The following is a 22828-nucleotide window of genomic DNA, read 5'->3' on the forward strand; positions in this document are numbered from 1 at the left end:
GGGTGTTGGGTGTTGGGTGTTGGGTGTTGGGTGTTGGGTGTTGGGTGTTGGGTGTTGGGTGTTGGGTGTTGGGTTCCGATTATCCCAATACCTAAAACCAAAAACCCGACACCTAAAACGACCAGCCGAAGCTTACTCTACACTGCCTTTCACCTCGGGCCACCTCAATCGGATGAGATGATAAACTCCCAGCCCCACCGGCCCCAGCATAAACGTGAGAAACAGGCAGGGTATCAGGGCCAGGTGCGGCACGTTGCGCCGCTCGGCGTCGCGCAATTCCCAGAGGCCCACCCATAGGTCGAAGCACAGGTAGTGCACCCAGCCGGCCAGCAGCGCCCAGGGTTGCCGGAATAGCGCCGCCACCTCGGCCAGCGAACCGAAGCCTCCCCCCGGCGCGGGGTGCGCCAGCGTCTGGTAGCCGATGACGGCGGCGTAAGTAGCGGCCAGCAGCAGCGGCAGCGCCCCGCTGCGCACCAGCAGGCGGGTGCCGCGCCAGCGCGGGGCTATTAGCAGCAATACCCAGCCCAGCATGGCGACCGGGTTGGCAATCTGGAAGAGGAGGTCGGGAGTAAGCATGGCCAAAACTACGCGCTGCGCCCGCCCGGCCGCCAGCTAAAAAGGGGTGAAGCGGCGCCCCGCCGGGGTGAACCGTCGGCCCGGCGCCGTGAAGCGCCCGCCAGAAATACCCGCTACCGGGTATTGCGCCGGCGCCAAACCGGGCTTAGGTTTGCAGCTCACCTTACTGTATTCTTACTATGTCAGCTTTTTCTTTCCGTTGTCTCCTGCCGGTGCTGGGCCTGGGGATGACCTGGGCGGCGCAGGCCACCACGATTGTCAGCGGCCACGTCAGCCATCCCAAAGGCAAGGGCGTGGTCGTGTACTACGGCCACGACCTCATCACCGGCGAGCCGACGGGCGTGGCCAAGGGCCAGCTCGATGCCAAGGGCAACTTCCGCCTGGAGCTGCCCGCGCTGAAAACGCCCACCGAGGCCAATTTTGCCCACGGCGAGGAAAGCACCGTGCTGTTTCTGGCCCCCGGCGACAACCTGCGCCTGGAGCTCGACCCCGCCCGCTTCGACGAAAGCCTGCGCTACACCGGCACCGGCGCCAACGTCAACAACTACCTGGCCCAGGCCTTTCTGAAGTTCGATGACTACGAAAACCTGCCCGAGCCCAAGCCCGCCGCCGGCACCACGCCCGCCGAAAAAGTGCGCAACGCGGCCATCGCCGAGCGCCGCCAGCGTCAGGCTTTTCTGAAAACCTACGCCGCCGCCCACCCGCTGCCGCCCGCCGCCCGCGCCTTCGCCCGGCAGAGCATCGCCCTCAGCTACGCGGCCAACATGCTGCTGCTGCCCCTGCAGCTGGGCGCCGCGCCGGGCAGCGAAAAGCTGCCCGGCGACTACTTCGACTTTCTGGCCACCGTGCGGCCCTTCCAGGACTCGGCCCAGGCCAGCGGCAGCAGCGCCTACCGGCAGTATCTGCAGTACTACACCGGCGTGCTGCCGCGCCTGGCCGGGGCCGGCACCAGCCAGGCGCTGCTGGCCGCGGCCACCAAACAGTTTGGCACCAGCCCCAGCCGCGACGTGGTGCTGACGCAGTACCTCACCGCCGAAATGAACAAGGACGTCAGCCAGGTGGGGCCGCTGCTCGCCGGCCTGCGCCCCACCCTACGCGACTCGACCCTGGCCCGGCAGGTGCGCGCCACCTACGCCAAGCGCCTGCTGCTGGCCAACGGCCAGCCGGCCCCGGGCATCAGCGTGCGCGATGCCGGCGGCAAGCCCGTGAGCCTGGCCGATTACCGTGGCAAGGTGGTGTACCTCGATTTCTGGGCCAGCTGGTGCCGCCCCTGCCTGGCCGAAGTGCCGGCCGGCGAAACGCTGAAAAAGCAGTTTGAAGGCAAGGACGTGGTGTTTCTCTACGTATCCATTGATGATGAGGAAGCCAACTGGAAAAAGGCCCTCGCCAACCACCCCCTCACTAGCCCCAACAGCGTGCACGGCTGGGCCAAGGGCTGGGAAGACCCCGCCCCGGTGGCTTACCAGGTAACCGGCATCCCAGCCTACTTCCTCATCGGCCGCGACGGCAAGCTTATCAGCAACAACGCCCCGCGCCCCAGCGAGGGCGAGAAAACCACCACGGCCCTCACGGCCGCCCTGGCTAAGTAAGCATTACGCGGTTGCCCCCACCCAACGGCCGGCCGTTCCCCTGGGGGAGCGGCCGGCCGTTGGTATTTCCCTGCAAGCAAACAAAAAGCCTGCCTGCGGACTTATCGACCGCACAGGATTATTTTTTTGGATGGGGCGTGCAATAAAGCGGCCGCTTCGTCGTCAGCGGGAGCGGCCGGGGCACAACTTGCCCGCCATCCCGGCCGTACCCGCCTCGTCATGTTAGTAGTAGTGGAAAAAAGTCGATGTAGCCGGTGGCGCTGGGCCTGGGCGCTGGTGCTGCTGCTGTGGAGCGCGGCCCCAGCCGTGGCCCAGAACGTGACCCCGCGCGATACCACCGTGCGCCACCGCCCCACCGAGCGCGAAGACCGCCGCCCCCCGCTGCTGCCCCACCGCAAAGTGGTGGTGCAGTACGACTCGCGCTACTCCATCATCAACTATCATTTCTGCACCATCAACGGCCTCAAGGCGGGCATCGAATGGCGCGGGCGCATGCGCACCGGCGCGGCCATCTACTTCCTGAGCACGGGCATTCCCACGCGCCAGCCCCGCCCCGACGATGCCGCCCTGCTGGCCCTGGCCGAGCTGCGCTTCCGCTACCTGGCCGCCTACGCCGAGTACGTCATCATCGAAACGCCGCGCTGGGAGCTCAGCGCCAACATGCAGCTGGGCATGGGCTCGGTGTACGTGCGCTACCTGAGCACCGACGGCTCGTTCAACAAAACGCCCACCGAGTTTCTGGGCGTCGTCGAGCCCAGCATGGCCGCCCAGATGCGGGTGTTCCGCTGGGCCGGCGTGGGCGCCGGCGTGGGCTGGCGGCAGCCGGTGTTCATCCCCACCACGCTGCAGCGCGAGCTCAATGGCCCGGTGTTTTACCTGCGCGGCAAGCTCTTTCTGGGCGACTTGCTGAAGGTGGTGAAGGGCCGCGAGCGGCTGTTTACGCAGGATGGCCTGCGCCGCCAGGCCTAAGCGGCGCCGTCAATCCTACCTGCCCGGGCCGCCAACTTTGGCCCGGTCCTGGCGTAAGCAAGCGGCATGTATCAACGCCTTCTACTGAGCGCCACGCTGCTGCTGGCCGCCTGCGCCACGCCCCCTGCCCGCGAAGCTAAGTCGGTATCGACCGGCCCGGCCGCGGCCACTTCCACCGCTCCCGTGCCCACGTCCGTCGAGCGCCGCCGCGTGTTCTCCGACCCGGCCGCGCCCGATGTTTTTGAGCTCGAAATCAGCGGCGACTCGCTGCTGACGGCCCCGGCCGTGCTCACCATCCACACGGCCACCGGGGCCGAAATCTACCGCCAGGCCCTGCCTCCCGGCACGCTCGAAGCGGCCCTGGTGTATGAGCTGCAGCCCGGCGAAACCGCCACCACCGCCCGCCGCGAAGCCTATGTGCGCCAGCGCCTGAGCACCTTCTTTGCGGATAAAAACTTCACCACCCCCGCCGTGAAGCCCGGCACGCCCTACCGCCCCGGCCTCGTGACGGCCGCCGAGTGGCGCGCCCTGCAGCAGCCCGGCACGGTGGGCTTCTCGTTCATCGTGGGCAAGGAAGACGGCTACCGTCTGGCCTGGCTGCCCGGCCGCCGGCAGGTGGCCCGCTACGCCGGCTTCGGGGGCTAAGGAATTGCATTGCCTGGTTCTGGTCATGGCATTGTCGGCGTTGGAAGTGCCACTTCCAACGTTGGCAACGGCATTTCCAATGCTGACAATGCCGTTTCCAGCCTCGGAAATGGCATTGTCAGCATTGGAAACGGCAATGCTACTAATGGAAACGCCAATTCATTAGATGGAAATGCCATTTCCAGTTAATGAACTGGCATTTCTATTCAATGAATCGGCGTTTCCATTGCCATTAGTAGCGATTTTGCGCCTAAAAAGTCCGATTTTCGCCCAGCTAGCCCTCCTGGGCTAGTCGCCCGTTGCATACGTCAGGCCCACCGACAAATTGCCATTGGCCGGACTGCGCCCGGCCACGCTGATGCGCTCGTAGGAGTAGGCATAGGTGCCCGTGAGGGCCAGGCGCTGCGACACCCGGATGCCCAGGCCCGCCGTGCCGTTCACCCGGTAGTCGGTGCGGAAATAGCGCATGGCGGGCTGGTAAAACAGCAGCGCGTCGAGCGTGAGTACGCCCCAGGTCCACTTGGTTTTGAGGCGCAGCGAGTGGCGGGCCACCTGCCGGTGTAGCTCGGTGAGGTAGCGCGTATCCTCATACAAGGCGAAGTAGCTCAGGCCGATTTCGTTCTTGAGCGAGTCGAGGTGGAAGGTGTAGCCGGCGCCCAGGCCCGTCACCAGCCGGTAGTCGATGGCGCGCAGGTTGCTGCGGGCACCTTCGGCCAGGCCGTAGCCCTTCCAGCGGCCGAGGCGGTAGCTGGGCGTGAGCAGCGCCAGAATCTCGCGCTCCTTGAGCAGCCCACTCTGCCGGCCGTAGCTGTAGTTCAGCCCGATGGGCAGCCGCAGGCGCCCGCCCCGAAAAGCCATATTGGCCGTCTGGCTGGCGCTCACGAAGGTGCGCTCCACGGTGCCCGTGGTGTAGAGACCGGTGAGGGTGGCCGTGTAGCGCAGGCCCCGGCCGCTGGCGTTGTAGGTTTCAAACTCGGTGCTGGGCACGCTGGCGGCGCCCCCGGCGGGCGGCGGCATGGCCGGCGTGGCGGTGGTATCGGCCCGCACCACGGCGGTTTTGGCGGTGTCGGCCGGGGCGGTTTGGGCTTGGGCGGCCGGCGTCGGCAGCAGGCCGAGGGCGAGGCCAACCAGGGCGGCTGCCCGAAGGGAAGAGGGGAGCAATTGTTTTTTCAACAGCAGCAAATAGAAATATCAGCGGCCCACCCGGGCCACACAAGCAAAATGGCCGGCCGTTCAGGAGCGAACGGCCGGCCACGAACATACGCCCTTACCGGCGCTTTAGTCGACGAATTTCAGCTGCAGGGCGTCGTTCACCTGCTCGGCCGGGATGGCAAAGCCAATGCCCTCGATGCCTTTGCCCACCAGCTTGGCATTCACGATGCCCACTAACTGGCCGCTGCGCGTCACCAGCGCGCCGCCGCTGTTGCCGCCGTTGATGCTCACGTCGGTTTGCAGAAAGGAGTGGCCCTCGATTTTGCGGCGCCCGCTCACAATGCCTTTGGTGATGGACTGGCCCAGCTCCTTATCGGCCGGCGTGCCGATGGCGAATACGTCGGAGCCCAGGTCGGCAATGCTGGTAGTGGGCAGCTGGAAGCCGGTGAGGCCATCCACCTCGGTTTTCACCAGGGCCAGGTCCATGTCGGTGTTCACGCGCACGATTTTGCCGGTGGCCTCCACGCCGTCGGCAAAGCGCACCTGCACCGTTTCGGCGTCGCCCACCACGTGGGCGTTGGTGATGAGGTAGCCGTCGGCCGAGATGAGGCAGCCGCTGCCGTGGCCGTCGGTGGTTTCGATGGTGACTACGCTTCTGGCGGCGGCGCCCAGGCCGTTGCCATCGGCCGGAACGGGAGGAACTTTGGAACGGTGTATGGTGATAGCTGCCAGTTTATTGGTGGCGGGTTGTTCAGCTAACGGTTTTTCGCTGGCTTCGGCCGAAGCCGCCGTTTTGCTGAGGGCGCTTACCACCTCCGCCTTTTCCAGAAAGCCATAAAGGGCATTCTCAAACGCATTTTCGAAAGCAGCCGTGCCGCCTTCCTCAAAAGCCACCGCCGTACCAGTGGTTTTTTGTTCTGTCACCGTCTGGCGGTTTTGGTTGACCAGCTTCCACGTTACCTCCACGGTGCAGTTGGTTTCGTAGTGGGCTTGCGGCACAAACGGGCTGGAGGCGCGAACATCGTATTTGAGCTCCCGCATTTCGCCCTGCACGGTAAAGCGGGTGCTGGGCGTTTTCGCAAAAACACTTTGCCCTTCTGTTGCTGGCACCGAATAGCCCAGCTCCTTCAACGTGCCGTTGACGTTGGCCTTCAGTTTTTCTGAGTTCACATCCAGCGATTTGCCAAAATACAGGATTTCCTTGATTTCGTTGGCGACGTACAGGTTGCCCAGTTTGTCGCCGCCTTTGAAGCGCACATTAACGGTGCCGGCCTGAATGCTGGCACTGCCAGCCACTGCCCGGGGCTGGCGCACGAGCTGCGGGCGAATTTCGGTAACCGAAAACCGCAGGCCTGCGCCGGTTCCAAAGTCAATGAGTGGGGCTATCAATACCATGCCCAGGCCCACCGAAGCCGCCCCGACATTAAAATCAGTTCTCGTTCTGGTATAAACGCGGGGCGAGCTGCTGAGCTGGTAGGTGGACGTGGATTCGGAAAACCAGAAGGGAATACTAGCCAGCCCGGCCGCAACGTTGGCGTATACGACCGGGTTGACTTTATCGGGCTGCAGAAAAGTAATGTAGTCCTTGTAGCCGTCCAGCTTGACCTTAATCTCGGCGTTCTTCTTGCGTGATAAACGGATTCCGGCAGCAGTAGGGTCGGTGGGTACAGGCTTCGTTTTAGCTGCCTCGTTATTTACATAAATGGTGCTGCCCACGGGCAAGCCCACCACCCGGATGGTCTGGTAGGGGGTGCTGATGATAGTAGCACAGCCAGGCAGTAGCAATGAGCCCAGCAGTAGCCCACAGATGGGACGGTTAAAGCGATGCTTCATGGTGAAGAAAAAGGTAAAGGTGAGGAAGATAAGCGTAGCTTGGGATTTAAACTCAATATTAAGCAAAAACTCTGACGCTGTTGCTGCTCGCGGCCAGGGGGCAAAAAAAACGCCCTCCCGCCGTTAGGTGAGAGAACGTTTGGCTTACCGGCTGCTGGGCTTAGTTATAGTCCGGCAGCGTCTTGTACTTGCGGCCGTACTCCAGCATCTGCTGGGCAAAGTCGTTCGGGTACTCCAGCTTCACGTCGTAGATGCGGCCGTCGCGCTCCACCGGCACCAGCCGCGGCTGGATAAAGCCCTGGTAGGGCGCGATGTTGAGCTTGGCGTAGCGGGCCAGCACCTCCTTGTGCAGCACGGGGTCCACCTTCACGGCGTAGGTTTCGATGAGCTTGCGGCCGGCGGCGTAGTCGCCCTCGCTGCTGATGCGCTGAATTTCGCGCAGCAGCTGGCCAAACAGGCCCCGCAGCTTGTCGTAGTTGTTGATGCGAACGTAGGTTTTGCCGTTCTGCTTCACCATTTCCACCACTTTCTCCTTCTGGCCTTTGGCCAGCACCCACTTGGCCACCAGCTGGCGGTTGCGCATGTGGGCTTCCTCCACGTTGTCGCCCAGCGTGAGGCGGGTAAGCTGGGTGATGAGGCCGTTGCGCAGGTAGCTGTCATACTCGGCCTTGGCCACGTCGGCCGAGGGCGTCACGCCCAGCTGCTGCAGCTTGGCATCGGGCAGAAAATACAGGGCCACCAGGTCGGCGCGGGCCTCTTCCAGGGCCGAGGCGTTTTCCTTCAGCGTCTGCTTGGGCGTGCCCACCCCCGCGTTCAGCTGCCCCGAGGCGTGGCCGATTACCTCGTGCATGTCGGTGTGCAGCTTGCCGGCCAGGGCGCCGTGCGCCTTAGCGCGGGCCACCTCGGCTTTCGAGAAGGCAAACTCCTCCAGCATGCCCGAGCCCGCGCTGGCCAAATCGTAGGCTTCCACGATGTTGCCCAAACTCACCGATTTCGAGCCGTGCTCCTTGCGAATCCACTCCGAGTTGGGCAGGTTGATGCCGATGGGCGTACTGGGGGCGGTGCTGCCGGCCTCCACCACGGTGGTAATCACCTTGGCCGTGATGCCCACCACGTTCTTCTTCTTATGCTCGGGCTTGATGGGCGAGTTGTCCTCAAACCACTGCGCCTCCTTGGCCAGGGCGGCAATCCGCTCGCTGGCCACCAGGTCCTTAAACGACACCACCGACTCGTAGTTGGCGCGGTAGCCCAGCGGGTCGCCGTACACTTCGATGAAGCCGTTCACCACGTCCACCCGCGAGCGGGTATCCTTCACCCACGAGATGTTGTACTGGTCCCACATCTTGAGGTCGCCCTGCGAGTAAAACAGAATCAGCTCGCCCAGGGCCTTCTTCTGCTCCACGGTTTCGGCCACGTCCACGGCCTTGCCCAGCCAGTACACAATCTGGTTAATGGCCGGGCCATACATGCCCTTGGTGTGCCACACGCGCTCCACCACCGGGCTGCTGGGCGTGGCGCGCTCCAGCTTCGAGTTGAGGCCGTAGGAGATGGGCTGCGGGTCGTTTTTGTCGATTTTCTTGGCGTAGAAGTTCTCCACGTCAGCCTGCGTCACGCCCTCGTAAAAGTTGTTGGCCGACGCAGTTATCAAGTCCTTGCCCTCCTGCACCACGCGCTTGGCGTCCAGGATAGGGTCGAACACAATCGGCGTCATCGTCTTGATAAACTTCTCCACCGACTCGCCCTGCAGCAGCGGCAGGGCCTTCTCCTCGGCCTTGCGCACCAGCTCGGCAAAGTAAGCCGGGCTGCACTCGGGCACGAATTTCTTGGTGGAGTAGTGGTGGTGAATGCCGTTCGAAAACCACACGCGCTTGGCGTACACGTTGAACTTTTTGGCCTGCTCGGCCTGGGCCGGCACGCTCAGGTTGGTCTGGTTGGCGTCCCACACGGCTTCCAGGGTGCGGCGCACGCGCAGGTTGTGCTTGTAGTTCTGGTCGTAGTTGATGTCGCGCCCGCTCAGGGCCGCCTCGTAGAGGTAATACAGCAACTCCTTTTGCTTGCTCGACAGCGCCTCGAAGCCCGGCACCTGGTAGCGCAGCATCCGCAAATCGGCAAACTGCTCGCTGATAATCTTGAAAGGCGGCTCTTTGGACTGGCTGGCGGCCGGGGCCACTGGTTTGGCCGGCACCATCGTCTGGGCCTGACCGGTGATTGCTCCGAACAGCAAGGCTGCCGGCAATATCATAAACTTCATAAGAAAAACACTAAGCCAACAGGAAGACGCGTAAAGGTAGTGGGGTGAAGGGGTAATGAAGGAGGAAAAAGGGGCGGTAAAGAGGTAAAAGCGTGTTATGCTGAACGTAGTGAAGCACAACAGCCGGTTGCTTTACCGCCGCCGCACCGGCGCGCTGGGCGCGAAGGCTTCCGGACCGATGCCACGCAGGGTGCCCGGCCGGTCGAGCTTACCGGTGGCGGTGGTCCGAAACTCGGGCGCGTACACCAGCTGGCGGGGCCGCTCGTAGCGGTCGAGGCGCGCGGCCAGTAGCTGGTGCAGCTGCTCTTCCAGGGGGGCGGGCAGGGCGGGGCCTTCCACGAAGGCCGTCACCTGCTCGCCCAGGCGCTCGTCGGGCCGCCCGGCCACGAAGCAGCGGCGCGGCTGGCCCAGCTCGGCTAGGGCCACTTCCAGCACCAGCTCCACCTTCTCGGCCTGCACCTTCACGCCGCCCGAGTTGATGGTGAAGTCGGCCCGGCCCAGCCACTCGAAGGTGTGGGTGGCGGGGTCGAGGCTTACCACGTCGTTGGTGATGATGAGCTGGTCGTCGGTCACGTCGCCGCGCAGGGTGAGGCAGTTGCGCGCATCCACGGCCGCCGCAATGCCGGGCAGCACCCGGTAGCGGAGGCTGGCCTCGGGCCCGTTGAGGCGGCGCAGGGCTACGTGCGAGCAGGTTTCGGTCATGCCGTAGGTGTGCAGCACGGGCACCGTCAGCTGCTGCTGAATATCCTTGTGCAGGGTCGAGTCGACGGTGGCGCCGCCCACCAGCAGGGTCTTCATTTTGTTAAGGCGCGGGGCGTGGCCGGCATCGAGCAGCGTGCGCAATTGCAGGGGCACGAAGGCGGCAAAGTCAAACCGCACTTCGGCCGGCACCAGCGCCAGCGGGTCGGCGTGGGGCTCCACGATGGTCAGGTGCATGTTCCGTTCCAGCCCGCGCACCAGCATCATCAGCCCGCCGATGTACTCGCAGTTGAGGCACACCAGCGCCCGGTCGCCGGGCCCGAGGTCAAAGAAGTCGCCGGTGCGCCGGGCCGAGGCCTCCAGCTGCCGCCGCCGCAGCTGAATGAGCTGCGGCGCCCCCGTGCTGCCCGAGGTGCGCAAGCCAAACTCCTGGGCCCCATTGAGCCACTGCCTGATGAAGTCGAGTACACGAGCCTCGTAGCCGTTCACCGGCGCGTCGAGCTGGGCGGGGTATTGGCGGATGGCCTCGTAGCTGAATTCGCGGCCGTTGAGCAGGAGGGAAGTGGGGAGGTTGTCGGACATGGGGGCGAAGTTACTGGCCTCGCTGACGGCAGCGCCAGCCATTGCTAAATATCAGGCAAAAAAGTGGGGCGGACTTTACAGCCCGCCCCGCTTATTCATTTCCCGTACTCGTAAATCACGTAGCCCCAGGGCTCCAGCTTCCAGGGCTTGCCCGTCAGCGGCTCGGTGGTGTACATAAAGGTGTTGTACGGCTTGCCCCACAGCGCTTTCTCCGGCACCGTCACCGTCTGCTCCCGGGCCGAGAGGTTAAGAATCACCAGCACTTTCTTGCCGGCCTTTTCGCGCACGTAGGCATACAGGGCCTGGTCGTCGCCCACGCTGAGCTTGCGGAAGCTGGCGTCCGAGGCCAGGGCCGGAGTGCGCTTGCGCAGGGCCAGCAGCGTCTTGTAGAACTTGGCCCGCTGGTACTTCTCGAATTTGATGGGGTCTTTGTCGAAGAACTGCAACGGGCGCAGCACGGGCTCCTCCTGCCCGCTGTAAATCAGCGGCACGGCGTCGGCCATGGTCTGCGTGAATACCGCAAAGGGCGCGTGCTTTGCACCGGCAAAAGAGCCGTAATCGGCCTTGTTCCAGGTGTTTTCGTCGTGGTTGCTGGTGAAGTACAGCTGGATGGTGCCCTTGGGGTACATGGCCTGCCAGCCGCGGTGCACGCTGTCGAGGCTCAGGGCGGTGCGGGTGCCCGCCGCCACCTTCTCCATGGCCTTAAACATGTGCCACGGATACACCGCATCGAAACCGCTCTTGGGCAGGTAGGCGCTGTCGCCCTCGGCCAGCATAAACAGCTCCTTACTCTTCTTGAGCTCCGGAATGGCCTTCTGCCAGAAGCTGCCAGGCACGTTCCAGGCCACGTCGCAACGGAAGCCGTCGATGTTGGTTTTCGTCACCCAGTAGCGCATGGCGGCCACCATGCTATCCTGCATTACGGGGTTCTGGTAGTTCAGCTGGCGTACGTCGGCCCAGTCGAAGGCCACGGCCGGCTTGCCATCCTTGAGCACGAAAAAGTCGGGGTGCCGGGTCAGCCAGGGGTGGTCGGCGCCGGTATGGTTGGGCACCCAGTCGATGATGACCTTCATGCCCCTGGCGTGAATCTTGGTCACCAGCGCGTTCCAGTCGGCCAGAGTACCAAACTCGGGGTTGATTTTCGTGAAGTCGCTCACGGCGTAGTAGCTGCCCAGGCTACCCTTGCGCTCCAGCTTGCTGATGGGGTTCAAGGGCATGAACCACAGCGTTTCCACGCCCATTTCCTTCAGCCGGTCGAGGTGCTTGGCGAAGGCATTGAGGGTGCCCTCGGGCGTGTACTGCCGCACGTTCACCTCGTAGATGTTGCCCTGTGGAATCCAGCTCGGGTGCTTGAGCGAGGCGGTGGCCGTTGGCGCCGGCTTGGTGACCTTTTGGCCAAATGCCGGAACGATGGCTTGCGAGCATAGCAAGGCGCCAAGCAGCGCGGGCAACAGTTTTTTCATGATAGTGGGCGGTGGGATTGTGCGTTGCAAATGTAACCGCCGCGCTGCGTTACGGTGGCCGTTTGGGCGGCCTCACCAAATCAGACGTAGCCCCGGGTCAAAAAGAAAAGTGTCAGCCACAACCGTGCAGGCGAATCTGCAACGTGCCGTAATGATGCTGAAAATATTGTGATTATGCTTGCTTTTTGCGAATAAGCCGCGTATAATTACTACGCACCAACCTGCTCCCACCCATGAAAACGTCCCCGCAACTGCCCCCCGCGTCGGCCATGGTCGTCGGCCCACCCGCAGCTACCGCGCCCTGCCCCGTGGCAGCCATCGTAAAAAGCCCCCTCAGGCAGCTGAAAAAGCTGCGCAAGCAGGAGCTGCGACGGTTTTTTATCAGCTGGTGCGAGGGCCTGCATGCCCTGGGCTTCAGCTTCTAAAGCTTCTAGAACAACAAAAAAGCCCGGCTGCCAAGCCGGGCTTTTCTATTGATTTAAAGACTGCTTACTGCACCAGTAGCTTCACGTACTCCACGTGCGTTTGCAGTTGCAGCGCCACCACGTACATGCCGGGGCGCAAGCCAGTAGGCAGCGTGTAGCTCAGCGGCTCGTTGGCCTTGATGTCGGCGTGAATGCTGGCTTTGGCCAGCTGGCCCCGGGTGTCGCGCAGGGTCAGGTCGGCCGGGCCGTCGTAGCCCGAAACGGTCAGCCAGGCGCTGGCGCCGGCCTCCACCGGGTTGGTGATGGTGACGACGGCCGGCTCCCGCTCATTCAGGCGGCTGGCCTGGGCAATGGCACCCGACTGCGCGGCCCGCCAGGCCGTGCTTTGCGTCGATACACGCAGGGTGTAGGCTGTGCTGCTAGTGGCGCCGCTGTAACCGTACACTTTCACGTAGTAAGTGGCGGCCGGGGCGCCGTTGTAGGTAATGGTTTCCGCGCTGGTGCCGGCCAGGGTAGAGGAGTAGAGCAGCGTGCCGCTGGCGTTGTAGAGCTCCAGCTCGTAGTCGGCCGGCAGCGTGGTGAGGGTGATTTTGAGGTTGTTGTTGGTGCTGGTGCTGGTGAATTTATACCAATCCACGTCCGTGGCCGGGCAGATGTAGGCGGTGTTGTTCACGTTCACGCCGAGGGCCTTGCTAGCGGCCAGGGTTTCGTTGGCCTCGTAGCTGTCGGTGGGGCAGGAGGAGGTGCCGGTCGAAGCCCAGCTGGCCGCGAAGCCGGGGCGGTTGGTGGCGCAGTCGCTGCGCAGCTCCAGGAACATCTTGCCCGACGAGGCCGTGAGCGTGCCCGGGCTGGTGGTGCCCGAATACTTGCCAATCAGCGGCGCCTGGTTGTTGGCGCCGTTGAATACCAGCAGGTGGTCGTAGTTGCTTTCCAAATCGAAGCTGCTGAACGTGAGCGAGACGCTCGTGGCGCCCGTGGGCGCAATCAGCTGGCACTGCCGCACATCATCAGCGTAGTTGGCGCTGGCGCCGCCCGCGTCGTACACGGTTCCCGAGGCCGCCGTCAGCGTCGAAACCGTGGGGGCATTGTTCACGAGCGTATAAAATTTCTCCCAGTTCCAGTTCACGCCGGGGTCGGTGTGCGTCTGGTTGGGATAGTGCTGGTGGCCTTTGATTTTCACGCAGGCACCGGTGCTGAAAGTGCCCGTAGTGGCAGCCCCGTAAAACGTGCGCAACCCGTTGATACCGTAGCCGCTGCCCACGATGTCGCGCGCCAGCGCCGCCGAGCTGGTGTACATGGCCGTGGTGTACCACGAAGCATCATTAACGTAGCCTTCGTGCTCGGTGCCAATGGTGTAGGGGTTCTCGTTGCCGATGTGCCAGGCCTTGTTGGCCTCGCTCACCATCTGCGTTACCTGTCCGTCGCTGGAGCGCACCACGTAGTGCGCCGACACCTGCGCCGAGCAATTCTTAAACCACGAAATGCAGCCGGCATACGTGCCCTGCACGGTATGAATAGCGTAGTGCGTGATGGCCGTGCCGCTGCGCGAGCTGTAGTTGCAGGTCGTGAGGTCAGTCAGCGCCGGTCCGTAATCAGCCGAAGTGGTAGCCGACGAAACCGAGCCGTCCGGGTTGAAAACCTGGCCGTTGGCCTGCACCTGCCGCTCCGATACCTGCGTCGTGCCCGCGCTCAGTACCCGAAAGTTAGCCCCGAAAATCGCGCCCAGGTCGAGGCGATAATCGGGGAAGCCGTAGCGCTGCTGGTTTTCAGCCTTGCTCAGAAACAGCAGTACGCTGTAGAGGTGAGAGTCGAGCGCGAAGCTGCTGACGGCGCCTTTTTCCAGCGGCAATTCGCTCAGGGCCAGCAGCACCGGCAGGTGCTTGGCCGGCGTTTTGGCCGACAGCTTGCGCTCGGTAGCCAGCCGGTGGTAAGCCGCCGCGTAGGCCAGAATGTTGCTGCGCGGGTCGGTTTTGATGGCCTCCACGCTCACGTCGGAGAGCTTGGCCACCAGTTGCAGGTTTTCTCGGAAATAGCCTTTGCCATTGGCAAACAGGCCCATGACGCCCGAGGGCAGCGGCATGCCCATGCAGCTTTCGGTCTCCTCGGCCGTGATGTGCCGGATGTGCGTCTGGGTGTAGGCCACAGCCTCCAGCATGCCCCGCGGCACGGTCGAATAGCGCCGGTAGGCTTCGGCAAAATCGGCCGCGTAGGGCGTTTCGGCCGCGATGGTGGTGGCGGTGCGGGCCGTCTGGGCCTGCAGCGTCGGAGTCAGGCCCAGCAGGCCTACCCACAATAGTAGAGTTTGTTTCATAAGGGGCAGATAACCGAAGAATTTTTAATGTTTGGTGAGGTTTGGAAGGTCTTCGGCGGGCCCAAGGTAGAAATTATTTGCAATACTCCAAAAATAATTTGCGAAGTCACGGCCACAAAAAAGCCCCACCGCAATACGGCAGGGCTTCGTAGTAAGCTATTCAAATAGTGCGCTTACGGGAATTTGGGAAATTTCGAGAAATCCGGCTGCCGCTTTTCCAGGAAGGCATTTTTGCCTTCCTTAGCTTCCTCGCTCAGGTAGTAGAGCAGCGTGGCATTGCCGGCCAGCTCCTGAATACCAGCTTGTCCGTCGAGTTCGGCGTTGAACGACGATTTCAGCATGCGCAGCGCCAGGGGGCTCTTTTGCAGAATTTTATGGCACCAGGCCACGGTGGTTTCCTCCAGCTTGTCGAGCGGCACCACTTTGTTTACCAGGCCCATGTCGAGGGCTTCCTGGGCGTCGTACTGGTCGCAGAGGAACCAGATTTCGCGGGCCTTTTTCTGCCCTACGATGCGGGCCAGGTAGCTCGCGCCGAAGCCGCCGTCGAACGAGCCCACGTTAGGACCAGTCTGGCCGAAACGGGCGTTGTCGGCGGCCACGGTCAGGTCGCACACCACGTGTAGCACGTGCCCGCCGCCGATGGCCCAGCCCGCCACCATCGCCACCACGGGCTTGGGAATGGAGCGGATTTGCTTCTGCAAATCAAGGACATTGAGGCGGGGCACGGTGTCGGCGCCCACGTAGCCGCCGTGGCCGCGCACGCTCTGGTCGCCGCCCGAGCAGAAGGCTTTGCCGCCCTCACCCGTCAGGATGATAACGCCGATGTCGGTGCGATTGCGGCAAATGTCCATGGCCTCAATCATTTCCTGCACCGTAAGCGGGGTGAAGGCGTTGTGCACCTGCGGCCGGTTGATGCTGATTTTGGCAATGCCGCCGGCCTGCGTGAAGAGGATTTCCTGGAATTCCTTAATCGGCGTCCAGGTGAGTTGTTCTGACATAAAAAAGATGAAAAAATCCGCGTTTTCTGCGAAAACCTCTGCGTCCTCTGCGGGAGGAATCGTCGAACGGTGCCTCCCGCAGAGGGCGCAGAGGTTTTCGCAGAAAACGCAGAGTTAATTAAGAAAAAGCAAGCTTTACCGCCTTACGATATTCTTCAAAAAACGCCGCGTTGGTTTTCGAGTCGGTAAAGATTTCGAGAATCGCCGCGCCGGTTTCGGCTGCAAAGAAAACCGGTAGCGCGGCATCAAGTTCATCGAACGACGAAACCGGGAAGTAGCGCAGCTTGAAATCCCGCGCCGTATTCTCGGCCGTGAGGGCTTGGGTGGTTTCAAAAAACTCATCCAGCTCCGGCTGCTGCCGCGGCCCGTCGATGAGGCGGAAGATGCCGCCGCCGTGGTTGTTAAAAAGCACTACTCGCAGGTTGGGCGTGGGGTAGTTATGCCAGAAGGCGTTGCGGTCATAGAAAAACGCCACGTCGCCAGTGAGCAGCACCACCGGCCGCCCGGGCTGGGCCAGGGCCGCGCCCACGGCCGTGCTGGTGCAGCCGTCGATGCCGCTGGTGCCGCGGTTGGCGAAAACTTTTACCTGCCGCTGCTGGGGCAGCCCTAAGATGTTGGCGTAGCGCACGGCCATACTATTGGCCAAGTGCAGGGCTGTTGCTTCGGGCAGCAAAGTCAATGCCTGGCGCATTGCCGAAAACTCATTGAAAGGATGGCTTTCCGTTTCGAAGAAGCTAGTCAGGGACTGCGTAGCAGCAGCTTCAGCCTGTTGCCAGGGAAGCAGCGTGTCGCGGGCTGGAAGCTCAGCGGGCGTCCATCGTGAGAAAAACTCGGTGGGGTCACTACGCACGATTCGGGTGAGCGTCCTGAAAGTATCGGCCACCGCTCCTTCGGCCTGAATGTGCCAGTGCTGAGTAGGTTTAGCCTCGCGCAAAAACAGCTTTAGGCTTTTGGAGATGAGCGACTGCCCGCAGGTAATAAGAAAATCCGGCCTTAGCTCTTCTTTTTGAGCGGTTGACAAACCGGCCAGAAAAATATCGTGCTGGGTGACAAACTGCTCGGCCGGTAAGGGACAAAGGCTGGAGGAGTCCGGAAAATAGGGGCTGCTGGTTACGCTCTCCTGTAGTGGTACGGGGTTGGCTACGTTACTGATAACGTCGCATACTACTGGCACCCCGAATACGGCAGCAAACCGGGTTAGTGCCGCTGTTAATTTAGCTTCAGCTGGATGCTGCCCCACTACTACCAATAAGCGCTTGGCATCCTTTAGCTGCTGGTACGTTTGTCGTTTAGTCCCAGCATAAGTAGCCGCGTCCTGCTGAATGATTCTTACATCGGCCTCATATCCCATTTCCTCCCCCGCCTTCGGATAAAATGGCTCCCGCAGCGGCACATTCACCTGCACCGGTCCGGCGGGCCCAGCCATCGTCAGGTTAATAGCCTCGTTGATAATGCGCTCCGAATGCCACTTAGCATCGGGGTGGGCGGTGTCGGCCGGGAAATCAAACGCTCCCTTGGCGTGCGCGCCGTACAGATTGCGCTGCCGGATGGTCTGCCCGTCGAGCTGGTCAATCCACTCCGGTGGCCGGTCGGCGGTCAGAATCAACAGCGGAATCTGCTGGAAATAAGCCTCGGCCACGGCGGGCGCGTAGTTGAGCCCGGCCGTGCCGCTGGTGCACACCAGCACCACTGGCCGCCGCGTAGCCTGCGCAATGCCCAACGCAATGAAGGCAGCGGCCCGCTCATCGGGCACCACCCGCAGGCGGCCCCGGTAGGCCGGATGCCGCGCAAACGCCAGCGTGAGCGGCGCCGAGCGCGAGCCCGGCGACAATATCACATCCGTAATGCCGTGGCGGTGACAGATTTCGGCGATGTTATAAACGGCCTGCATGGTTAGTCAATGAGCAATTAACAATGAACAATGAGCAATTGGTGGTGAGCAGCAGAACGATATTGTTCATTGCTCATTGTCAATTGCTCATTGACTCAATACGCTGCCTACGGTATTCATTTTCAATTCGGTTTCGCGCCACTCGCGGCTGGGGTCCGAGTCGGTGGTGAGGCCGGCGCCGGCGTAGAGCACGGCCTCGGTGGGGCGCAGCTGCAGGCAGCGCAGGTTCACGAAGAGGCGCGAGACGCCGGGCGCTTCTACGTTCACGGGGCCCAGAAAGCCGCTGTAGTAGGCGCGGTCGTAGCCCTCGTGGCGGCGCAGAAACTCCAGTGCCGGCACTTTGGGCATGCCGCCCACGGCCGAGGTGGGGTGCAGCAGGCGCAGCATGTCGGTGCCCAGGTTGGGGAAGGGCACTTCGCGCAGGTTCACCTCAAAATCGGTGCGCAGGTGCAGCAGCTGGCCCGCCACGGCGGTGCGCGGGCCGGTTTCGTGGTACTCGCGCAGCCGCAATTGCTTGAAGGCGCTGACGATGTAGCGCGCCACCAGCGCCTGCTCTTCGATTTCCTTTTGCCGCCAGGTGGCCGTGAGCGGCGTTACCTCGGCCGTGAGCGGCTGCGTACCCGCCAGGGCCATGGTGCAGAAACGACCGTCGGCCGTCACCTCGGCCAGCACTTCGGGCGTGGCCCCCAGCCAGGTGCCCGCGCCCGGCACGCTCACCAGCGACACGAAGGCTGATGGATGCTGACGGCTCAATTCATCAAAAGCCGCCAGCGCGTCAAAATCTGCCGGCAGGGGCCAGCGGGCCGCCCGCGAGGCCACTACCTTCTGCACCGCTCCGCTCTGAATTGCCGCCACGCCCGCCGTTACCAGTGCCTCAAACTCGGCCTGGGTGGCCGTGCCGGGCACGGGCTGCGTGCTTTGGTGCCAGGGTAGGGGAGTAGCCGGGGCAGCGGGTGCTGCTGCCAACTCCGCAGCCAACTCGGGCAGCAGGCGCAGCGGCTGCGCGGGTTGCGTTAGGTCAAATACCGCATCAGCGGGCAGAAACAGCACCGGGTTGTGGTCCGAGTCGCGGAAGGGGAAGAAGGCGAAGCCCGCCGGGGCATCCGGCTCCAGCGCCGGGGGTAGGCCGGTGTAGGCGGCTTCCAGCGAGCGGCTTACGAGCAAGTGCGGCGCTTGCCCGGCCGTGCGCCACAGTGCCAGCGGGCGGCCGCTGTGCAGGGCCCAGGCGCAAAGCCGGCGGGCAGCGGCTGACAGTTCAGATATTGTCATTCAGGAGTCTTAAGCCGCCTTATTTAAGGTCAATCACCGCCATCGTGATGCGGCTGATGCACAGCAGCGCGCCGGTTTCTTCGTGAGTAATGCGGATTTCCCACACCTGCGTGCTGCGGCCCACGTGCAATGGCGTGGCCCGGCCGCGCACCCAGCCATCGCGCACGCCTTTGAGGTGGTTGGCATTGATTTCCAGGCCCACGCAGGCCTGCTTCGTGGGGTCGATACGGGTAGCGGCGCCGATGCTGCCCAGGGTTTCGGCCAGAGCTACGGAGGCGCCGCCGTGCAGCAGGCCCATCGGCTGGTGGGTGCGGCCGTCCACGGGCATGCGGGCTTCGAGGTAGTCGTCGGTGAAAGCCACCAGCTCTATGCCGAGGGCGTCGGCCAGCGTGGGGCGCTTGCTTACCCAGGCTTTGATATCGTCGAGGGTCATTTAAGTAGTGATTAGTTGTTGGTTGTCAGTTGTCAGACTGAGCAATGGCGAAAATTTGCCGGAACAAATTTTCCTCACGCAACGAACAACGGGTAATTGACAGCCAACTTTGGAAATCGTTTCGCAAAACTACCGCAAAAGTGAGCGCCCGGACCATCTTCTTCCTTCGCCACGGCCAGACCGATTTCAACGTGCGCGGCATCGTGCAGGGCAGCGGCGTCGATTCGAGCCTCAACGACACGGGCCGCCGCCAGGCCGAGCAGTTTTTTACCGTCTACGGCCACGTGGCTTTCGATAAGGTGTACACCTCTATGCTGCGCCGAACCCACGAATCGGTGCGCCGCTTCCTGGAACTGGGGCTGCCGCACGAGTCGCACGCCGGCCTCAACGAAATCAGCTGGGGCGTGCGCGAGGGCACCCGCATTACGCTGGAGGAAGACGCCGAATACCGCCACGTACTGGGCCAGTGGGCGGCCGGCAATACGGCTGCCCGCCTCGAAGGCGGCGAGAGCCCCGACGAGGTAGCTGCCCGGCAGCGGCCCTTTATTGAATTGCTGAAAAGCCGGAGCGACGAGCAAACCGTGCTCGTTTGCATGCACGGCCGCGCCCTGCGTGTGATGCTGTGCCAGCTGCTGGGCTACCCCTTAAGCTGCATGGATGGCTTTGAGCACAGTAACTTGTGTTTGTACAAGCTGGAGTTCACGGGCTCCATGTTCACCATTCGCAACTTTCTGGACGTATCGCATCTGCAAGTGGCGGGCTGAATTAAGCGTCCCGGCCGCAGAAATGTGCGCGGCGGGGAATTGTCTGCCCAAATTTTAAGGCTAATTTTGGCCCAATTTAAATTACTCTTCCTAGCGCGACCTAATTCCCATGGCCGAAATCATAAAAATGCCCAAGATGAGCGACACGATGACCGAGGGGGTTATCGCGGCCTGGCTCAAAAAGGTGGGCGACAAAGTGAAATCCGGCGACATTCTGGCCGAAGTCGAGACCGATAAAGCCACGATGGAGCTCGAAAACTACGAGGACGGCACCCTGCTCCACATCGGCCCCAAAGAAGGCGAAGCCGTGCCCGTAGACGGCGTGCTGGCCATCGTGGGCCAGGAAGGCGAAGACATTTCGGCCCTGCTGAACGGCAGCGGCGCCGCTCCGGCGGCCCCCGCCGCAGCGCCTGCTGCCGAAGCCCCGAAAGTGGAAGCACCCGCCGCTCCCAAAGCCGAAGCCCCCGCCGCCGAAGCGCCCAAAGAAGCTGCGCCGGCTCCGGCCGCTGCTCCCGCCGCCCCGGCGGCGCCTGCCAATGGCAAGAAAGCCACCGTGGTACGCATGCCCAAGATGAGCGACACGATGACCGAGGGCACCATCGCCGCCTGGCTGAAAAAGGTGGGCGACAAAGTGAAATCGGGCGACATTCTGGCCGAAGTCGAAACCGATAAGGCCACGATGGAGCTGGAAAACTACGAAGACGGCACCCTGCTCTACACCGGCCCCAAGGAAGGTGAAGCCGTGGCCGTGGACGGCATCCTGGCCATCATCGGCGAGGAAGGCGCTGATGTGCAGGCCCTGCTCGGCGGTGGTGGCGCGGCTCCGGCAGCCGCCCCGGCCGCTGCGTCGCAAGGCGAGGCCGCTCCGGCCGCGCAGGCTGCTCCCGCCGCTGCCGAGGCACCGGCTACGGCCGCCCCCGGGGGCCGCATCCTGGCCTCGCCGCTGGCCAAGAGCATTGCCAAGGAAAAAGGCATCGACCTAGCCCAGGTGAAGGGCAGCGGCGACAACGGCCGCATCGTGCAGCGCGACGTGGCCGACTTCAAAGCCGGTGCCGCGCCCGCGCCGCAAGCCGCCCCGGCCCATGCTGCTCCGGCTGCCGAGGCTCCCAAAGCGGCCGCGCCGTCGGCTGCTCCGGCACCGGCGTCGGCCGAAGGCACCTACACCGACACACCCGTGTCGCAGATGCGCAAGGTAATTGCCAAGCGCCTGTCGGAAAGCTTGTTTACGGCTCCGCATTTCTATCTCACGATGGAAATCAACATGGACCGCGCGATGGATGCCCGCGTGAAGCTCAACGAGCTGTCGCCGGTGAAGCTGTCGTTTAACGATATGGTGGTGAAGGCTTCGGCCGTGGCCCTGCGCCAGCACCCGGTGGTGAATTCCTCGTGGCTCGGCGACCGGATTCGGCAGAACAAGGTCATCAACATCGGCGTGGCCGTGGCCGTGGACGAAGGGCTGCTGGTGCCGGTTATCCGCACGGCTGACCAGAAAGGTCTGGCCCAAATCGCCACCGAAGTGAAAGAGCTGGCTGGCAAAGCCAAAAGCAAGAAGCTGCAGCCCGCCGAGTGGGAGGGTAGCACCTTCACCATCAGCAATCTGGGTATGTTCGGCATCGAGGAATTCACGGCCATCATCAATCCGCCGGATGCCTGCATCCTGGCCGTGGGCGGTATCAAGCAGACGCCCATCGTGAAGGACGGCCAAATCGTCATCGGCAACGTGATGAAGGTGACGTTGAGCTGTGACCACCGCGTGGTGGACGGCGCTACCGGTGCCGCCTTCCTGCAAACGCTCAAGGGCCTGCTCGAAGACCCGATGCGGATGCTCATCTGAGGCTGATAACCCGCTATATGCGCAAAAAAGCCAGCCCTCACCGGCTGGCTTTTTTGCGTTATCCCATGAATCCATCCTCCAAACCTGCCATCAGCGAAGCCGCCAGCGTTTTCCTCGATGCGTTTCGCATTGTGGCGGCCCTGACGGTGGTGCTGGCCCACGCCGGCAGCCGCTGGCTGACTGCTTACCCCGGCGTGCTGACGCAGCTGAGCCGACTGTCGCACGTGGCCGTAGTGGTGTTTTTCGTGATTTCGGGCTACGTTATTGCCTTCAGTAGTGCGGGGCGGGGGCCTCGCCAGTTTGCTATTGCCCGGCTGAGCCGGCTGTACGCGGTGCTGCTGCCAGCTCTGCTGCTGATGGCGCTGATTGAGTTCAGCGTGCGGCAGACCGATGCTGCGCTGGCCGCGCCTTACATACGCGGCGCATCGATACCGCGCTACGTATTGTGCTTGCTGTTTTCCAATGAAATAGGTTGGTGGTCGGCGGCTCCACCCATCAACACGCCGCTGTGGTCGCTGAGCTTCGAGTTCTGGTTTTACGTGCTCTTTGGTAGCTGGCATTACGGGCGCGGCGGCTGGCGCCGGGCGGGGCTAGTAGGACTGGCAGGCCTGGTGGCAGGTCCCAAAATCCTGCTGCTGCTGCCGGTCTGGCTATTTGGCGTGGCGGCGTACCGCTGGCCAAAACCAGCGTGGCTGGCTGGCCGGGAATGGGCAGTGGTGCTGGCCTTATTGGGACTGACGGCGCTGGCCGTCGCCTATGTGCCGCGCGGGCCGCTGGACCTGGGCGAGGCCCCGTTATTCCTGGCCGGGCAGTTTCTGACTGATTGGGTAGTTGGACTGCTGTTTGCCCTGGCTGTTTGGAGCTTGCCTGCGAGTGGGCAGCCTGGGCGAAGCCCCTGGCGAACGGCCCTGCGTACCGTCGCCGACTTGTCATTTCCGCTCTACGTACTGCATTTCCCACTGCTGATGCTGTGGCTGACGGTTTTTGGCCGGCAAGCCGATGGCCTTGCGCAACTGGCGTTGGCCGTGACGGTTATCACGCTGCTGGCCGCCGGGCTGGGGCAAGGGCTGGAACGCCAGCGCGGCTGGTGGGTGCGCCTAATTGACCGCTGGCTGCCGGACCGCCGCCGGTAGGAGAGGGCGTC

General features: G+C 62.9%; 18 protein-coding genes. 7 read left to right on the top strand and 11 right to left on the bottom strand.

The annotated features are described in order from the left end of the window. Positions 1-132: 132 nt before the first annotated feature. Entirely contained in the window at positions 133-576 is a 444-nt protein-coding gene (locus Q5H93_RS15390; protein WP_305007487.1) for an ABA4-like family protein, read from the bottom strand. A gap of 179 nt (positions 577-755) precedes the next feature. Here Q5H93_RS15390 and Q5H93_RS15395 point away from each other — a divergent pair, with 179 nt between their 5' ends. The 3 genes from Q5H93_RS15395 (at position 756) to Q5H93_RS15405 (ending at position 3779) form a co-directional block, all read left to right on the top strand. After that, positions 756-2165, top strand: coding sequence for a TlpA family protein disulfide reductase (locus Q5H93_RS15395; RefSeq protein WP_305007488.1), 1410 nt, complete (start codon positions 756-758; stop codon positions 2163-2165). 219 nt (positions 2166-2384) lie between these two features. Then, complete coding sequence (locus Q5H93_RS15400) at positions 2385-3134, top strand: hypothetical protein (protein ID WP_305007489.1); 750 nt, start codon at positions 2385-2387, stop codon at positions 3132-3134. Positions 3135-3200: 66 nt separating this feature from the next. Then, positions 3201-3779 carry a hypothetical protein gene (locus Q5H93_RS15405; RefSeq protein ID WP_305007490.1) on the top strand — a complete coding sequence of 193 codons (579 nt, stop codon included), beginning with the start codon at positions 3201-3203 and terminating at the stop codon, positions 3777-3779. A gap of 288 nt (positions 3780-4067) precedes the next feature. Here Q5H93_RS15405 and Q5H93_RS15410 read toward each other — a convergent pair whose 3' ends face one another. The 5 genes from Q5H93_RS15410 to Q5H93_RS15430 all read right to left on the bottom strand — a co-directional run bounded on the left by Q5H93_RS15410 (position 4068) and on the right by Q5H93_RS15430 (position 11759). Next, positions 4068-4952, bottom strand: coding sequence for a DUF481 domain-containing protein (locus tag Q5H93_RS15410; protein WP_305007491.1), 885 nt, complete (start codon positions 4950-4952; stop codon positions 4068-4070). 105 nt (positions 4953-5057) lie between these two features. Further along, complete coding sequence (locus tag Q5H93_RS15415) at positions 5058-6764, bottom strand: S1C family serine protease (RefSeq protein WP_305007492.1); 1707 nt, start codon at positions 6762-6764, stop codon at positions 5058-5060. 160 nt (positions 6765-6924) lie between these two features. Beyond that, the gene (locus Q5H93_RS15420; protein WP_305007493.1) at positions 6925-9006 is read right to left on the bottom strand and encodes a dipeptidyl-peptidase 3 family protein; all 2082 of its coding nucleotides are present in this window, start codon (positions 9004-9006) and stop codon (positions 6925-6927) included. 141 nt (positions 9007-9147) lie between these two features. Next, complete coding sequence (locus Q5H93_RS15425) at positions 9148-10296, bottom strand: AMP-binding protein (protein ID WP_305007494.1); 1149 nt, start codon at positions 10294-10296, stop codon at positions 9148-9150. A gap of 95 nt (positions 10297-10391) precedes the next feature. Next, a complete protein-coding gene (locus tag Q5H93_RS15430; RefSeq protein WP_305007495.1) occupies positions 10392-11759 on the bottom strand; it encodes an alpha-amylase family glycosyl hydrolase in 1368 nt (455 codons plus the stop codon). Between the two features lie 233 nt (positions 11760-11992). Here Q5H93_RS15430 and Q5H93_RS15435 point away from each other — a divergent pair, with 233 nt between their 5' ends. Then, positions 11993-12184: a hypothetical protein gene (locus Q5H93_RS15435; RefSeq protein ID WP_305007496.1), complete on the top strand. Its 192-nt coding sequence runs from the start codon at positions 11993-11995 to the stop codon at positions 12182-12184. 64 nt (positions 12185-12248) lie between these two features. On the opposite strand, the gene Q5H93_RS15440 is transcribed toward Q5H93_RS15435, so the two are convergent. From Q5H93_RS15440 to Q5H93_RS15460, 5 genes are all read right to left on the bottom strand, one after another. Continuing rightward, positions 12249-14495 (bottom strand): N-acetylmuramoyl-L-alanine amidase, encoded by a 2247-nt coding sequence (locus tag Q5H93_RS15440; protein ID WP_305007497.1) that lies wholly within the window; start codon positions 14493-14495, stop codon positions 12249-12251. Positions 14496-14668: 173 nt separating this feature from the next. Then, entirely contained in the window at positions 14669-15493 is an 825-nt protein-coding gene (menB, locus tag Q5H93_RS15445; protein ID WP_305007498.1) for a 1,4-dihydroxy-2-naphthoyl-CoA synthase, read from the bottom strand. Between the two features lie 118 nt (positions 15494-15611). Beyond that, a complete protein-coding gene (gene menD, locus Q5H93_RS15450) occupies positions 15612-17384 on the bottom strand; it encodes a 2-succinyl-5-enolpyruvyl-6-hydroxy-3-cyclohexene-1-carboxylic-acid synthase (protein WP_305007499.1) in 1773 nt (590 codons plus the stop codon). Between the two features lie 87 nt (positions 17385-17471). Next, positions 17472-18653: a chorismate-binding protein gene (locus Q5H93_RS15455; RefSeq protein ID WP_305007500.1), complete on the bottom strand. Its 1182-nt coding sequence runs from the start codon at positions 18651-18653 to the stop codon at positions 17472-17474. A 19-nt stretch (positions 18654-18672) separates the two neighbouring features. Next, positions 18673-19086, bottom strand: a complete 414-nt coding sequence (locus Q5H93_RS15460) for a hotdog fold thioesterase (RefSeq protein ID WP_305007501.1) — start codon at positions 19084-19086, stop codon at positions 18673-18675. 140 nt (positions 19087-19226) lie between these two features. Here Q5H93_RS15460 and Q5H93_RS15465 point away from each other — a divergent pair, with 140 nt between their 5' ends. The 3 genes from Q5H93_RS15465 (at position 19227) to Q5H93_RS15475 (ending at position 22817) form a co-directional block, all read left to right on the top strand. Beyond that, positions 19227-19850 (top strand): histidine phosphatase family protein, encoded by a 624-nt coding sequence (locus Q5H93_RS15465; RefSeq protein ID WP_305007502.1) that lies wholly within the window; start codon positions 19227-19229, stop codon positions 19848-19850. Between the two features lie 109 nt (positions 19851-19959). After that, a complete protein-coding gene (locus tag Q5H93_RS15470) occupies positions 19960-21684 on the top strand; it encodes a pyruvate dehydrogenase complex dihydrolipoamide acetyltransferase (RefSeq protein WP_305007503.1) in 1725 nt (574 codons plus the stop codon). 65 nt (positions 21685-21749) lie between these two features. Continuing rightward, the gene (locus tag Q5H93_RS15475; protein ID WP_305007504.1) at positions 21750-22817 is read left to right on the top strand and encodes an acyltransferase family protein; all 1068 of its coding nucleotides are present in this window, start codon (positions 21750-21752) and stop codon (positions 22815-22817) included. Positions 22818-22828 lie beyond the last annotated feature (11 nt).

Origin of the sequence: Hymenobacter aranciens, assembly GCF_030580865.1 — a bacterium.
GTDB classification, from domain to species: domain Bacteria; phylum Bacteroidota; class Bacteroidia; order Cytophagales; family Hymenobacteraceae; genus Hymenobacter; species Hymenobacter aranciens.